The 15158-nt window shown below is 43.8% G+C and carries 13 protein-coding genes; 6 read left to right on the forward strand and 7 right to left on the reverse strand.

What is annotated here, in order from left to right:
• Nucleotides 1-1386 precede the first annotated feature (1386 nt).
• A complete protein-coding gene (locus RJ60_RS10265) occupies nucleotides 1387-2055 on the forward strand; it encodes a class I SAM-dependent methyltransferase (RefSeq protein WP_243392437.1) in 669 nt (222 codons plus the stop codon).
• 295 nt (nucleotides 2056-2350) lie between these two features.
• Here the strand turns inward: RJ60_RS10265 and RJ60_RS10270 are convergent, their stop codons facing one another.
• The 3 genes from RJ60_RS10270 to RJ60_RS10280 form a co-directional block, all read right to left on the reverse strand.
• Nucleotides 2351-3517 (reverse strand): MalY/PatB family protein, encoded by a 1167-nt coding sequence (locus RJ60_RS10270; protein WP_103134677.1) that lies wholly within the window; start codon nucleotides 3515-3517, stop codon nucleotides 2351-2353.
• 90 nt (nucleotides 3518-3607) lie between these two features.
• Nucleotides 3608-5056 (reverse strand): glycosyltransferase, encoded by a 1449-nt coding sequence (locus tag RJ60_RS10275; protein WP_103134678.1) that lies wholly within the window; start codon nucleotides 5054-5056, stop codon nucleotides 3608-3610.
• Nucleotides 5053-5988: a carbohydrate kinase family protein gene (locus RJ60_RS10280; protein ID WP_099830870.1), complete on the reverse strand. Its 936-nt coding sequence runs from the start codon at nucleotides 5986-5988 to the stop codon at nucleotides 5053-5055. The genes RJ60_RS10275 and RJ60_RS10280 overlap by 4 nt, the downstream gene beginning before the upstream one ends.
• Nucleotides 5989-6160: 172 nt before the next feature.
• Between RJ60_RS10280 and RJ60_RS10285 the strand changes: the two genes are divergently transcribed.
• On the forward strand, nucleotides 6161-7867 hold the full coding sequence (locus tag RJ60_RS10285) for a M3 family oligoendopeptidase (RefSeq protein ID WP_103134679.1): 1707 nt from the start codon (nucleotides 6161-6163) through the stop codon (nucleotides 7865-7867).
• Between the two features lie 68 nt (nucleotides 7868-7935).
• A complete protein-coding gene (locus RJ60_RS10290; RefSeq protein WP_103134680.1) occupies nucleotides 7936-9726 on the forward strand; it encodes a YncE family protein in 1791 nt (596 codons plus the stop codon).
• A 69-nt stretch (nucleotides 9727-9795) separates the two neighbouring features.
• Here the strand turns inward: RJ60_RS10290 and RJ60_RS10295 are convergent, their stop codons facing one another.
• From RJ60_RS10295 to RJ60_RS10310, 4 genes are read right to left on the reverse strand one after another with little or no spacing between them, the layout of a single operon-like run.
• Nucleotides 9796-10719: a carbohydrate kinase family protein gene (locus RJ60_RS10295; protein WP_103134681.1), complete on the reverse strand. Its 924-nt coding sequence runs from the start codon at nucleotides 10717-10719 to the stop codon at nucleotides 9796-9798.
• Between the two features lie 5 nt (nucleotides 10720-10724).
• Nucleotides 10725-11306 (reverse strand): 2-oxoacid:acceptor oxidoreductase family protein, encoded by a 582-nt coding sequence (locus RJ60_RS10300; protein ID WP_103134684.1) that lies wholly within the window; start codon nucleotides 11304-11306, stop codon nucleotides 10725-10727.
• Between the two features lie 13 nt (nucleotides 11307-11319).
• Complete coding sequence (locus RJ60_RS10305; RefSeq protein ID WP_103134683.1) at nucleotides 11320-13188, reverse strand: thiamine pyrophosphate-dependent enzyme; 1869 nt, start codon at nucleotides 13186-13188, stop codon at nucleotides 11320-11322.
• A 29-nt stretch (nucleotides 13189-13217) separates the two neighbouring features.
• Nucleotides 13218-13616: an OsmC family protein gene (locus tag RJ60_RS10310; RefSeq protein WP_103134682.1), complete on the reverse strand. Its 399-nt coding sequence runs from the start codon at nucleotides 13614-13616 to the stop codon at nucleotides 13218-13220.
• A 235-nt stretch (nucleotides 13617-13851) separates the two neighbouring features.
• Here RJ60_RS10310 and RJ60_RS16245 point away from each other — a divergent pair, with 235 nt between their 5' ends.
• The 3 genes from RJ60_RS16245 (at nucleotide 13852) to RJ60_RS16255 (ending at nucleotide 14999) form a co-directional block, all read left to right on the forward strand.
• Nucleotides 13852-14001: a hypothetical protein gene (locus tag RJ60_RS16245; protein WP_243392438.1), complete on the forward strand. Its 150-nt coding sequence runs from the start codon at nucleotides 13852-13854 to the stop codon at nucleotides 13999-14001.
• Nucleotides 14002-14336: 335 nt separating this feature from the next.
• Nucleotides 14337-14435 carry a tocopherol cyclase family protein gene (locus RJ60_RS16250; protein ID WP_243392439.1) on the forward strand — a complete coding sequence of 33 codons (99 nt, stop codon included), beginning with the start codon at nucleotides 14337-14339 and terminating at the stop codon, nucleotides 14433-14435.
• A 156-nt stretch (nucleotides 14436-14591) separates the two neighbouring features.
• Complete coding sequence (locus RJ60_RS16255) at nucleotides 14592-14999, forward strand: hypothetical protein (protein WP_258006276.1); 408 nt, start codon at nucleotides 14592-14594, stop codon at nucleotides 14997-14999.
• Nucleotides 15000-15158 lie beyond the last annotated feature (159 nt).

A 15158-nucleotide genomic window follows, 5' to 3' on the forward strand; every position in this document is an offset into this window, starting at 1 on the left:
ACATCCAGATCCAGGTTCCCAAGTTCCTAATCGAAGCCTGTACCAGGGTCACGCCACCTGTATGCCGGTCACCATCTGGACAGTAAGCAGGTTTCCTCCAGACTTATCCCGGGATAGTTGGTCCTCCCGGTTTAGATGACACTAAAGGTCCTTACGACACGTTCACGGTGGTTCACTTGTATTCGTCTCCTCTGGTACTCACCTGACGGGATCGCTGTCCCGCCTTTTCCCGTAACGTTCACTACCATGGCTCTTTACCAAACAAGTTTAAATGACCACCGAAGGTGAGTGGTGTGTTTTACGCCTTCATTTCTTCCATCTCTTTCCACAGAGTCTTACACAAAAAACTGAAGACCCTTTAGAAAGTTATGGAACGGATCTTCAGTTATTTGGTATGGAGTATTGTAATGGATTTTCTCAATTTACACGCCTCGCCTTCTTCTCAGCTGTGGATGGAGGTCATGTATCTCTTCAGAGCATCGGTCTTTACCTTCTCTAAATACCTATCCACATCTGCCAAATTCTCTCTTCTTTTCTCTCTAATGATCTCACCTCCTTCTCCACGGAGTTAAAACCTTGGACGTGTCATCAAAGAACTGAACGCACTCTCTCTTACCTTAGAAATCATCCTGTCTACTTCCTTCATGCTTCTCCTTTTCATCTTCATCCCTCCTCTTCTTAGAATCTTGGACTGAATAATAGATTGCTGTAAACGCTGTCTCTTTCACTCTCGATCAATCTGTCTATTGCCTTCAAGTTTCTCTTCTCTTTAAATCTCATCTACTCTCCTCCTTCTCTCTTACCTAACGTTAATCGGTCTAGCTCTCAGTGAATCTTCAACGATCTCCGGGTAGAACTCACTTTCCTTGTAATGAATCTTCCTTTCTCTTCCTTTCATCTTTCTCACCTCCTTCATAGATACTGTGGGAAAGACTCCTTGGCAACCTTTTCCTTGAACTTCTGAACGGCTCTTTCAATGGAAGCTGGATCCTTAACTTTTCTCATATCTACACCCCTTTTTATTAATCTCTGGTTCTACATTCATAATATATCACAACAAAACATAAAAAGTCAAGGCGTTAACTAAAAGAATCTTCACTTACAATAACTAAGTTTCAACTCAATTCCATAATTTGCTCTGTACTAAAGAAAAATAGTGAATGTCACCATCTTTCGTATGCTCTTTGGAGAAATATACACTTCAATGACAAATGATTGTTTCCAAGTACTGCAAGATTGTTGGAAATGATCAACTTCACTGTGCATAAATTCTAGTTACTGCATCATAGAATCTCATAATAGCCCAAATGGTGTACTCGTTTGCCTGCACAAAACAACTCGACTGGACGCCAGATGTATAATGTAAAAGAACTGAAGGAGGCAATTGTGATTGATGAAAGGAAGGCTGTTAACTGCCTAATATGCGGCTCGAAAACCGAAAGAATTGTTCACCGCAAATTCGGGGTGGGTTACAATTGCTGTGATAACTGCGGTTTCATCTCGAAACACGAGGCAGATCGGATCTCTCCGGAAGATGAATTAAAGATCTATAGAAGACACAACAACAGCATTGACGATCCGAGATACGTTGCCTATTTCAGAGACTTCATCGATACCGCAGTCACCGATTTTCTATCTGAAGGAAGAAGAGGGCTTGATTTTGGGAGTGGTCCGACACCGGTTCTTGCAAAGATACTTGAAAGGGATTATGGATTCAATATGGAGATATACGATTACTACTTCTCGCCAGAGAAGGTCTTTCTGGGGAAAAAGTACAACCTCATAACCTCAACAGAAGTCTTTGAACACCTAGATGAACCCATTGCGTATTTCAAAATGCTTTCCGACTGTCTAGAAGATGATGGAGTTCTATCAGTGATGACGCTCTTCCATCCTGAGGACAGACAGGAATTCATAGAATGGTACTACATGAGGGATATGAGTCACATATCTTTCTATACCTTAGATACAATGAAGAGAGTTTCTGAGATTGTCGGTCTCAACATAGTGTTTACCGATAACAGACGATACACCTCGTTCAAGTTAAACAGATAAGTGGCCGAGGACATTTATACAACAATAAACAGACCCTCTCTTTGAGGGTCTGTTTGCGATTTGGGAATTTCCGAACAGGGGTGGGGTTAGAATATCTGCATCTGTTTAATCGTGTCGTGTCGAACAGCAAAGCTGGTGTTTTTAAGTTCTGCATTAGGTTCTAGTTCTTGGATTATTCTAGTTGAAACAAGCAATATGTCAATTAACTCGACGTGACCGTTTCTTAAGTCTCTATGTATTTCTTTTCTCTCTGTCGGAGTAAGTTACGAAGTTTCGAAGTAGTTTGACTTTTGGATCACTTCCTGGCTTCCATCAATCTCTTCATCGCTTCTTCAAGTATAGCTCTGGGGCATGCGAGATTTACTCTCATGAATCCTTCTCCTTCGATACCGAATACTGAACCATCCTCAAACCCGACTTTTGCCTTTTCGTAGAGAAAACTTCTAAGTTCTTCAACGCTCATACCCGTTGCTCTAAAATCGACCCATGCGAGATAAGTACCTTCAAGCTCAGTGACTCTCACTTCTGAGTAGTTGGTTTTCAAGAAGTCTCTCATGTACTCAAAGTTGGCATTTATGTACTTCAGCAGCTCTTCCAACCATTTTTCTCCATGGTTGTAAGCTGTTTTTAGAGCAACTGTACCGAAAACATTCGACATCCCTAAGCCCAAAGAGTTCAGCATGTTTGAGTATTCGTCGAGAAGTCTTCTGTTTGAAGAGATCACTGCTGCAGATGAAAGCCCTGCGAGATTAAAGGTCTTGCTTGGCGCCAAACAAGTCAACGTGATAGATGATGAACTTTCAGAAATCGCCGCAGTTGGAATATGTTTGCAGTTGCCAAAAACCAGGTCTGAATGGATCTCGTCTGATACTATTAGCACGTTTTTCCTGAAACAAATATCAGTGAGTCTAGAAAGCTCATCTTCCTTCCATACTCTTCCAACCGGGTTGTGAGGACTACAGAGAATAAGAATCTTCGTTCTTGAATCGATCTTCTTCTCAAGATCATCAAAATCCATTGTGTAATGTAAACCGGATTCTTTCAAAGGGTTCCGAACCATCTGGCGTCCTGTCTCTGTAATCGCTTTGAAGAAAGGATAGTAGACTGGAGTTTGGACAATCACTTTGTCACCTGGATGGGAAAACGCCATCACCGCTATGTGAACTGCCGCTACTACTCCCGGTGCATGTGAAATCCATTCCTTTTCGATTTTCCATCCATGTCTCTTATTGAGCCATCTTACAATCGATTCGTAATATCCGTCTGATCTCGCAGTATAACCATAGATGCCGTGTCTAGCTCTGGCAACTATCGCTTCAATAACTTCGGGAGGTGACTCAAAGTCCATGTCGGCAACCCACATAGGTAGCAAATCATTCCGCCCAAAGAAAAGGTTGGCGTGGTCCCATTTTATGCAATTCGTTCCTCTTCTTTCGATAACTCTGTCAAAGTTGTACTTCACATCTTCCCTCCGTCATCCACGAAATTGTTAGCCGGCTACTGCGGGTTCTTCGGCAGAGCTCCCCGGAATGCCAATTGTTATACAGGCAGATTACTCAATGAAGGGGATGTCATCACCAGAGTAAAGATAGTCTGGGATTTCAGGCTCTGGATATTCAGACCTGATTTTCTCTTTGATCTGGTTAAGATAACCTTCCGCAGTAGAACGCCATGTGTATTTCTCAGTAACACGGTCAATACCTCTCGAGCTCAATTCATTCCAGAAATCTTCACTGGTGAAAAGGACCCTTTTCAACCCTCTGGCGATATCATCCGTTTCAAGAGGGTCCACCAGAACTCCGTATTCAACATTGTTTTCTCTCATGCTCTCTGTAGGGCCTCCGTTAGATGTTGCAACAGCCGGTAGACCGCAGGCCATAGCCTCGATTGGGGCAAGTCCGAACGGTTCATACAGGGAAGTAAGGGCAAAAACAGATCTTCTCTTTGCCCCTATTCTGTATAGAGCTGAAAGCTCCAACTGATTCTCTATGTTCATAAAGAGGACTCTCTCTTCGAGATTATTCTTGAAAATGTGATCAATAATCTCGCCCAGAACAGTTCGGTCAGGTTCTTGAAGAGATTTGTACTCATCATAGGGATTATTCAGACCCCGAGTAACAATAATAAGATTGCAGGAACTGTTCAGTTTGCCGTCCCTAGAAAAGGCCCTTACTACTCCCATGTGATTCTTCTTCTGTTCCAATCTGCTAGAAATGATGATCATCGGGAGTTGGAGTCTGGACGGTTTAGAGAATCTCTCTACCACCTCTTTGTATCTCTTTTCAATGATTGTGTCAAGTTCAGTAGGACTTGCAGCGAAGATGTCTGTGTTGACTCCAGGGGGAACAACGGAGTATTTTGAATCGTTGCCCACTTCTGAAAAGTCTCGATAGAGTCTGTGACTGTACTGCTGGAACCTCTCCATAGAAGTGGAAACAAAGTTTACTGCCGAATACTTCATCGAAATGCGTTCAGCCGCTATTCGGAAGGAAAAGTTGAATCTCGATTCTATCTCTGCACGATCAGCTCCAGTCTGCAGTAGTTTGTCGAGTTTTTGAGCCCCAAGGGAGTGGGCTGTGAAAGAGTAAGGGATTCCTGTGTCTTTGAATAGCATAGCTCCCGTCAAACCTCCGTCCCCATAATGAGTAGTAACGAAATTCGGTAAAGTTCTTTCCGACGAATAAAATTCTTTAATTCGTCTTGCGAACTCCCCCAAGAAAGGCCAAAGTCTCTCCTTGCTCAAGAAGCCTTCTGGACCAAAAGGGATTCTTATGATTCTGAGGCTATCTTTTCCTCGATAGGAATCGAATTCCTCGGCAAACTCAGGCCATTTGTCGTCGATAACCCTTCTCGTTATTATGTCACAGTTAATCCCCATTTCTGACATAGCCGATGCAACTTCCTTCACATAGACCAGCTGACCTCCAAAGTCCGGATGCGTTGTCCAGTAGCTGTCATTCTTATCGAAGTTTCCCTGGGGATTTATAAATGCCACTCTCACAAGTCATCACCTGCCTCGAAAATGGCCTTCAAAGCGTCTATAGAAGGCAGAATTACATCCTTTCCCTCATGTTCGATTCTAAAGGCGGCACAATAGTTCCCATAAGCGGCCGATTCAAAGATATCCTTCCCTTGAAGGAGGCCATATAGGATACCGGACCAAAAAGCATCTCCCGCACCGGTGGTGTCCACTACTCTTCTTGCGCATGGAGAGAGTGTTTCAGTTTTGTGACCGTCAGAAATCACAGATCCTTTGTGGCCCAAAGTCAGGACGACATTTGAGGCGCCGGCATTATGAAACTTATCAATGTATTCATGAGGATCTCCGGTACCGAAGATATGTAAGGCATCATCTTCAGAAGGTTTTACAATGAATGCGTACTTCAGGAATTCCTTTATGAATTCCGAACCATCATCCTCTCGATCCCAGAGAACCCTTCTGTAGTTGGGATCAAATGTTATCTTTATTCCCGCTTCCAATGCCTTTCTCACCAGCTTCATGCATGCCAGCCGCGACTGCTCACATGAGAATGGCCAAGATGTGAAATGAATGAATTCCACATCTTTGAGAAAACTCACGATATCCACCGGTTCTTCAAGAAAACAATCCGCACCTCTAAAAGCTATGAACTGTGGGGATGATTGTGACTTCGAAACGAATACGATTGAAGTATGTGCTTCCACGTCTCTCTGAACATAAGAGATATTTATTCCTCGCGAAGCGAGGTGTTTAAGATAAGCTCTTCCAAAGGAATCATCGCCTACTCTGGAGAGAAGAGTAGCGTCAACACCTAGATCATGAAGATTTACAGCAAGGTTTCCTGGAGAACCGGCAAAGTATCTTTTGAAAGAAGTAGCTTCGCCAAGATCTCTCACAAAACTGCTTGATATCAGGTCAATAAGCAGTTCACCAACAACGGCAATTCGCGACAATTTAATGCCTCCTTCTAATGATAAGTCTATCATTGCAGGAACGATTTCCAATAACTGAGTCGGGATCTGCTAAAACATTGGTTATGGAGATCTAGTGTTCAACGACTGAAGGGCAGACCGTGTATAATTTAGTTTACACTGACTACACATATTCGAGACAGGAGGTTCAATAATGAGTGGCAAGACAATTAGAAAGCTTCAGAGAAGATATGTCGGCGAAGACGTTGACCTCTCCATATGGGAAGATCTTGAGAAAGAGCTCAGGAGACTGGAAGAGTATCCGATAGTAGATAGAGCTTCTCTTGAGGATTTTCTTTACTTCTGGAGTGAGTTGTTCATGATTCTTCAGGAAAGACTCGCGTGGAAGTATATAGACATGACTAGGGCTGCCGACAGCGAGGATAAGAGGCAGGAGTACTCGAGATTCTACGCTGAGGTATATTCCAAAGCGGAGCCTTATAGGATTATGCTGATGAAAAAGTATTTAGACAGTGATTTCAGAAGCGAATTAGATCGAATCAGATACGAGAACTTCGATACGATCGTCTCCAATACAGTAAAACTATTCAGAGAAGAGAACCTTCCTCTGGAGGTTCAGGAGAAGAATTTAAGTTCTGAATATGCGGCAAGTATTGGTTCTCTGACTGTTAAGTATGGAGAACAGGAGTACACACTGTCTCAACTCTCAAAGTTTCAACTTGAACCTGATCGTTCAATCAGGGAAGAGGCATGGCGCCTTTCGATGGTAAAGCTGAAAGAAGTTCATGAGAGCATGGAGGATCTGTTTGGCAAACTTCTCTCGATAAGAGTTCCGCAGGCGAGGAATGCAGGTTTTGCAACTTACAGGGATTATATGCACCAGAAGAAAAACAGATTTGCGTATTCGGTCGAGGATGTGCTTAGATTCCACGATTCAGTAGAGAAGGTAGTGGTTCCTTACGTTTCCAAGCTAAATGAGAAAAGAAGTCGAGAGCTTGGACTGGAGAGGTTGAAACCATGGGACATGAATGTTGTACCCTCAGGGAAGGTGCTTAAACCATTCAGTAATATGAATGAGTTTGTTGACAAAGCTATCAGGATTCTTGAGAGAGTCGATCAAGAGTTCGGTAAAAACTTATCTAAGATGAGGGATAACGGCCTGCTAGATCTTGAAAACAGAAAGGGAAAGGCTCCAGGTGGCTATAACTATCCTCTTGATGAAACTGGTGCTCCATTTATTTTCATGAATGCTACGGGAACTCCTGCAAACGTCCGGACAATCCTTCACGAGTCTGGCCACGCAATGCATTCATTTGCTACGGCAGACGAAAGGTTGATCACGTACAGACATACAACGCATGAAGCAGCCGAGCTTGCCTCTATGTCTATGGAACTCCTGACGATGGATTACTGGGACGAGTACTACAGCGCAGATGAGATAACAATTGCCAGGCGAGAAGAACTGACCGGTACTTTGAGCTTCTTACCCTGGTGCATGGTTGTTGACTCGTTTCAGCAGTGGATCTATACATATCCCGATCATTCTCCCGATGAAAGAGACGAGAAGTTTGCCGAAATCTTTGAACGCTTCAATGCAGGTGTTGACTGGACTGGCCTGGAAAGTGAAAAGAGAATCCGATGGCTTCTTCAGCCTCATATTTTTACGAACCCCTTCTACTATATCGAATACGGAATAGCTCAGCTCGGTGCTCTCGCGATATACAGAAATTACAGGCAAAATGGATCAAGCGCAATAGAAGATTACAAGAGGTTCTTATCAATGGGTTACTCAAGGCCGCTTGATGAGTTGTTTGAAAGCGCTGGGATAGAATTTGACTTCTCAGAAGAGTACTTGTCGGAGCTCATGATCTTTGTCGACAGTGAGCTGGCGTCTTTCTAGGAATAGACACTTCAACGTGGTAGCTATGCACTACCGACAGCGTTAGAATTGTCCGAGGAGGTGTTTCGATGAAAAGACTAATATTCGTACTGCTTCTACTCATTACGCCGCTGATTGTGACGGCGCAAGTTGAAGAACTCAGAGCCAAGCTGGCCGAGAATCCTATGGATGTGGAGAGCCTTCAGGCTTTATTGAAGATCTACGATGATAACTATGACTTCGAGAGCTACGGAACGCTTTTGAAAGATGTAGTAGCTTCGATTGATGAAGTTCCAGAACCTATGTTTCAAGTGATCAAGTACGGAACTGAGAGACTTCTCGAGAACTATTACTCAGACTATGCCGAGGATGTCTCTGGAGTCTTCTTTGAGCTTAAGCCCAATAAAGATTCGCTGCTTCTGTATCTTAAGGCAGTGAACAGCAGCTGGGATCTATCTGAAGAGATAGTCCGCGAATCTGTTGACAGACTTGGAGAAGGGCAGCTAGAAACATACATCTTCCTACATGATCAATCTGTTGAACTGTATCCTGCAGATTTGAATTTGATAGTATCTAGAATTCTAGTTGAGGATTTCGGGGAGACTGACTATCTAATACCTTACATCATTGGGATGATAGATGACTATGACTTTTATGCTGCAAGAAATCTGCTGAACGAGAGCTCTCGATTGCTAGAGAGGGAACCGATGTTCTACTACCTGAATGGGATTTTTGATCTTGAGAAAGGCTTTTACGATGACGCAGTAGAATGGTTTCTGCAGGGTAAAGCATATGATGATGGAACTGAGATTCACGAAGCCCTGGCTCTGATCTACTATATATATGTCCCGGACAATGTCAATGCGTTATTCAGAGCGATTGTGCTTTCAGATGACGAAACGTCGTTGCACGCGAATATTCAGGAGTTTGTTGCGAATTATCCTGAACTTTCCTGGATCTTCTCCTGGGTTTCCAGAGTTCCTGAGCCGAAGAGATTAACCGAAATCCTTACTGAGGAGGTTTCGGTAGTATCATATACTTCAGTAAACTTCGATTTTGAGAAAATCAGCATAGGATTCTACGATATTGAGGGAGTTCTTCAGGGTACGGTAGTCAATTCCATATACGGGCAGTTCTTGGATGCCAGTACTTACGTTTACATCTCCGAAAATATGGGCGGGGTTGTCGTAGAAGGTGAGAAAAAGGCGAGATTCGATGGAGTTGACGTCTATTCGCTTTCGCCTGACAGAACAAGGTTCTTGCTAATGGACACCTGGCGAGAGACAATTTCGATGGTTGACAGTGATATTGGCGTCCTATGGTCAATGGAGGCAGATTACGGTATGATACCGGTTGCATGGTCTCCTGATGGATCAAGAATAGCTGTGTCCACCGGTTGGGATGTGTTCTCGATTATAGATGTGGAATCTGGAGAAGTGCAAGAAACGATTGAAGACTACAATCACTTTGTCTTTCTTTCAAACGAGAAGACGTTCGTGATAGATTACGAAGGAAACATAGTTCAGCTTGACACAGAGTCTGTACTGAATACAGATGCGCCGGCTTTCTGGGCTGAGTTTGGTGAAGACGGGAAAATAGTCTATTTTGAGTATCCTGAGGACTATGCGGACTTCTTGTACGCCTCTTTGCATGTGTTTGACACGGTGAACGGCCGGGATAGGGTAATATCTGACAGCACTCTCTTCATGGATGCGCCGGTACCTTCAGTGAAGATAGAAGGGAATCTCGTATACTTCACTGAGAAGGACCAGCAGGGCATGCACAGGATTGTAGTGATGAATTACATAACAAATGAAGTGCTTTTCGTGGGTCTGCCAAGTAAAGACGTAATTGTCTTTCCGGATGTGAGACCTGAATGAAAGTAGAGGGGAAGCCGGCTCTTAGCCGGCACTCCTCTTCTGATTGACTCAGAGATAATCCCGTAGCGTTTACTGATCTTGTTTGCGACTTTTATTGATCTGTTTGAACAGCCTATCTAGATGCTCACTCGTTATTAGCTCCGATGATGTTCCCTTTTTTGTGCAGCAATATCTAGCAGCTATCTGACCCCTCAGAATCGCGTCTTCTATTGAATAGCCTTCGAAGTAATGACTTGAAAGAAAACCTACGGCGAGGCTGTCGCCGGCCCCATTTGCGTCCACAACGGGTTCTTCCAATTCAACTGGATCGAAGTACTCAATATCCTTATTTGAGCCAATTGCGCAACCCCTCTTCCCCATTCCACATACGACTATCCTGTCGCCTCTAATTTCGAGATACTTCTTGATCAGATGATACGGGTCAGCGAAGTTTGTTGAAGAGAAGAATAGAACATCAGCCTCTTCTATGAAGTCCTTTCTATAGGGATCGTCTGAGTCTGTGACATCCTGGATATCTACCGAAAGAATTAGGCCCTCTTCTTTCAGTGGTTTAAGCAGAAATCTAGTCCAGTTCACGATGTTTACATGGGCTAGCTTTGTTCCAGATAGATGTGACCTAATGTCTTCGATATTGGGGCAGAGGTTCATTGCCCCTTTGCCATCATAGAAGTTCTTTCGGCCTCCGTTCATATACATGAGGTTTACGCTTCTCTTCGTTCCTAGTGGGTCTATCATCAGCAGACTGGTGTCTATACCCAACTCTGTAAGAATCTGTCGAATGTATTTCCCTGAGAAGTCTTCGCCGACATAACCAACAAAGCAGACTCTATAACCAAGTCTCTCAAAACCCTGGCAGGCATATCCACCTGCTTGTCCTATGCAATCAAGGTTCTCGCCAAAACTCGTTTCGACAGAGAGATTTACTTTAGAATCCGACAGATAGACATTCGTATCGATTCCGACCGCACCAATGACTGCAACATCGAAGGCCATGCTAATCACCCTTGTTTGGAAAGCTCTCCAAAGAGCTCAAGATTGTTCCTGAGCAGGTCTCCTTCCATAAGGTCTGAGAGAGCTAGTTCGAAATGTTTAACGGTTACACCTGGAATAAGCCCCTCATGAGCAATCTTGCTCATGAGAACTACGTTTTGCATTCTAGAATCTTTCAAATTCTCGACCAATACCTTTACTACCTTTACATCTCTCTTGTCGGCTTCTCGCTCAATATCTTCATTCTTAATCTCTTCTGCTCTTCCTAGACGAACTTCCAGTGGTTGCCAGACAGTATCATAGTATATAAGTGTTCCGCCTTTCTTCAGATAGTTTCCCATTCCTCTCAGAGCCTCATGGCGCTCAAGTGCTATAACCATGTCTGCGCTGTGCTTCATTATCAGAACCGAGTAGGCACCGTGACCGATTCTTAAGTGAGAAGAAACCATGCCACCTCTCTGAGCCAATCCGTGTGTGTCTGCCCCAATACCCCTCTGCTCGGAATGGTCGATCGCTCTTAATAGAGCTTCACTGAGGAAACCTATTCCCTGACCGCCAACTCCCGTAATGTATATGTCGAATTTCTCCATTCTCTCACATCCTTTATCTATCTTCGGAAGCAATCGCATCCGAAGGACATGTCTGGACGCAAGATCTGTCTCCTATGCAGAGATCGTTTTGTACCCGGACCGAACCGTCATCAGAAAGCTGGTAGCTGGGACAAGCAAAGTCACTGACGCAAATGTACTTCCTGTTGCATTTGTTGCCGACTCTCACGGGGTTCGGCAGTGACCTACCGCTTCTGCGCAATTCTCTTGTGAACTTCAACATACATGGATGTTTGGCGATAATGACTTTGAGGCCGTCTTCTGCCAGGGCTTCTTCAACGTACTGCTTAAGCTTTGACTGGTTGTAGGCATCGACTTCTCGAATATTATCTACACCCAGTCCTTCCAGAACCTTCCTAACGGGAATCTTCTGAGTCACTTCTCTGAAGTTCCGCCCGACGGCGGGATGATTCTGATGACCTGTCATTGCTGTTGTGCCATTTTCCATGACAATCAGTGTGAAATTATGTTTGTTGAAGATCGCGTTGACAATGCCCGGTAGTCCTGCATGAAAGAAAGTGGAATCACCAAGGAAGGCCACGACTCTTCTTGTGTCATTGAATAATGAAAGGCCGGAAGCAGTTCCGCTTGAATGCCCCATGCAAAGAAGTACTTGCCCCACTCTATACGGCTCGAGATACCCGAGTGTATGGCATCCAATGTCTGCCACGGAAATATCAGAGGCATGTAGGACTTTCTTGATGGCGTAGAATGCTGATCTATGACCGCAGCCAGGGCACATCTGAGCTGGTCTTGGCGCAAGCTCGATTGGCTCAGTTTCGACTCCAGGAGGACTGACAACGTCAGGCCAGATTCTTGACAATACCTCCCTAACTTTGTCTGGTGTATACTCTCCTATCCAGTCCTCGATGTCTTGCTTTCCAGTTATTCTTGTATTCAGTTTGTGGTCATACGCAATTGCCTTGACTTCTTTCTCTATCACGTTGTCAAGTTCTTCAAGGACCTTTACCTCTTCATGAGAAGAAAGGAAATCCACAACTTCCCTTTCAGAAAGAGGATGCACTATTCCCAGCTTGAGAATATCCGGACGTTTATCTGACAGACTAAGGACGTCCTGAAGAGAGAGAAATGGGGCTCCGGCCGTGATTACCCCTCTTGATTTGTCTGAGCCTTCAATGACACTATTCAGGCAGCTTTTCTCCGTAGTCTTTCTGAACTCCTCGAGTTTCTTCAGAGCTCTTCGCTTCATTTTAAGAGCTTCAGCAGTTATTGGAATATATGGCCCATTCTCAAGACTGAATTTTGGCCGGTTATCTTGCACCTGGAAAATCAATTCCTTAAACTCCACCTTTTCTTTGGCGTGGCATACGTGAGTCGAGAGTCTCACAATTACAGGCATACGCATCTCTTGCGAAAGTCTTGATGCTTCTAGAAACATCGAGTATGCTTCTGAAGGTGTTGAAGGCTCTAGGATTGGAGTGTATGAGAGATGCGCATAGTGACGGTTGTCCTGCTCATTTTGTGAGGAGTTTGCTCCCGGATCATCGCCCAATACAATTACCATGCCTCCAATGAGTTCCATTAGAGAGAGTTGAACGAAAGTATCTGCAGCCACATTTATGCCGACGCTCTTGAAGAACACGCACGAAAGATGCCCATTAACTGAGGCCCCGAAGGCAACCTCCGTCGCAACCTTTTCATTTACAGAGAACTCGAAGTACATAGGGTTCTTCTCAGCAGGGAGAGAGGCTATTGCAGCTGCAATTTCTGGAGTGGGAGATCCGGGATACGAAGTAACAACCCTAACACCTGCTTCCAGCATCGCTCTTACAATCGCGGTATTTCCTATCATTATTTCTGAACCGCTATTCGGAGATAGTAACATATCACCCATTCTCTTCATAACAACCAGCCTTTCGAACAAAGCTCAGGTCAACCAAAACTCACTTCCCAGTTGATTTCTGCTACACCAGAAATCGTCTTATATATCGAACAATACTTTGTGGCCAACTCAAAAGATTTCTCTACTGATTTCCAATGAGACTTATCTGTTCCGACAATAATGACTGTGATGAAACAAGATTCAAGAGTTGTTGGGATTTCTCGCCTCTTCTCACCCGACACCTCGATTTTGGTTGAGGTGAAACTTATCTTCTTCTTACCGAGGATCTCCAGAAACGTTGCGTACAAGCAAGAGCCCAGACCCATCAAGAGCAAGTCGTAAGGGACCGCGCCATCAGCGCCAATTCTAATCTGGTATCCGGAGTCAGTTATTCCCGATCCAGAGAAGCCTTCGCTGAATTCTAATAGTACGTGGACTTCATCTCCCATTATTACCTCCCACAATTCGATTACAGAGATTATGATTTCAGAATAAAATCCCGAAGATAGAACATCACTCAAAAGGAATCACAGATCAGACCGATTCTGCATTCAAATCTCGGCGGCTGTTAACCTATTTAATAATAATCAATTTTAACATTAAGCAGTTCTGAAGGAACTGTATACTTGAGAATATTGCAGAGTATCCCGTTTCAGACAAATAGTATCTTTGTGGAGGTGCTTCGTGAATCTAAACGCGTTGTTCGATTCAACCCTATATCATGGCAGTGCTTCTAAAAAGGGCTTCTTTGAAGGATGGTACTTCAAGTTTGTTGACAGAAGAGGGTATAAATCCTTTGCTGTCATTCCAGGAGTATCCATGTCTTCCGGATGAACCGAATCGCACTGCTTTATTCAGTTTCTTTCGGGAAACAGGAATGAATCTTGCAACATCTCTTACTTTTAGACAGTTTTCGTTCCGATCCAAAGCGCTTTGCCGTAGAGATCGATAATAATCGGTTTTTGACTGACAGAGCGGTTTTGAATATGGAAGACGATAATCAGAAAATCGTCGGTGAAATTCGACTGATTGACCCTTTTCTATGACCAAGGAGATTCTACTCTCCCGGGATTATGTGACCGTTCTCTTTTGTGCCTTACATGGAGTGTTATCACGGTGTAGTTAGAATGGACCACTATCTGGAATGAGAGGTCGAGATAGATGATGAAGTGATAGATCTAACTGGAGGCAAAGGCTATATAGAAAAGGATTGGGGAAGATCCTTGCCAGACGCCTGGATTTGGATGCAGAGCAACAACTTCGATTAGAATAGGACTTCATTAATACTTTCTATTGCAACAATTCCATGGTTGGGGAAGAGTTTCACCGGTTGTCTCTGTGCGTTTATTCTGGGAGAGAAGCTTTACAGGTTTACCACGTACAAGGGCGTAAGCATAATCATGTTAGACGTATCTGAGGATAGAGTGTTCATTGAATTGAGACAGAGGAGGTTTCTTCTGCGAATTAATGCAAGAAAAACTAACGGACCACAGCTCATTTCGCCTGTTGAGGGAAGGATGAGTGGAAAGGTAGATGAGTCACTTTCATCTGAAATCAAAGTAGAGCTCTTTGAAAATGAAGTCGTCTCGCATAAGGGAACCGGAGAAAATTCGGGACTCTTGAGTTTATCACTTAATCTTCTGAAAACAGCTAAACAAGCGAAAGTATTTTTAGAAACTAAGAATTTTGCCACTACAAACTCTGTATTCAGAGAGCGAGTTCTTCTTGAGGCGTTACCTTGCCGGGTTGTGTTATCTTCATTAATGAAAGAATCTTCGAAGCAAGGGGTAGTGATTTGGCTTTCATGTAGTAACTTTGCTCACCATGGCTGAACTTCATCACTTTGAGTGAGTTTATCGCTCGTTGTATCTCCTGGGTCCACGTGATAAAGTCAAGAAAAAAGACGCCTCGAAAGCGTCTTCATTATTAATTCTATCCTGAGAATTCGTTAAAGTCAACCGGTCTAGCTGTTGCTGACAGGTTAAATAATC

Origin of the sequence: Mesotoga sp. B105.6.4, assembly GCF_002896535.1 — a bacterium.
Classification (GTDB): domain Bacteria; phylum Thermotogota; class Thermotogae; order Petrotogales; family Kosmotogaceae; genus Mesotoga.

What these genes read in the sequence shown, in the direction of transcription:
- RJ60_RS10285 (WP_103134679.1), top strand. Translation starts at nt 6,161, where the DNA reads ATGAGTGGCAAGACAATTAGAAAGCTTCAGAGAAGATATGTCGGCGAA.
- RJ60_RS10290 (WP_103134680.1), top strand. Translation starts at nt 7,936, where the DNA reads ATGAAAAGACTAATATTCGTACTGCTTCTACTCATTACGCCGCTGATT.
- RJ60_RS10295 (WP_103134681.1), bottom strand. Translation starts at nt 10,719, where the DNA reads ATGGCCTTCGATGTTGCAGTCATTGGTGCGGTCGGAATCGATACGAAT.
- RJ60_RS10300 (WP_103134684.1), bottom strand. Translation starts at nt 11,306, where the DNA reads ATGGAGAAATTCGACATATACATTACGGGAGTTGGCGGTCAGGGAATA.
- RJ60_RS10305 (WP_103134683.1), bottom strand. Translation starts at nt 13,188, where the DNA reads ATGAAGAGAATGGGTGATATGTTACTATCTCCGAATAGCGGTTCAGAA.
- RJ60_RS10310 (WP_103134682.1), bottom strand. Translation starts at nt 13,616, where the DNA reads ATGGGAGATGAAGTCCACGTACTATTAGAATTCAGCGAAGGCTTCTCT.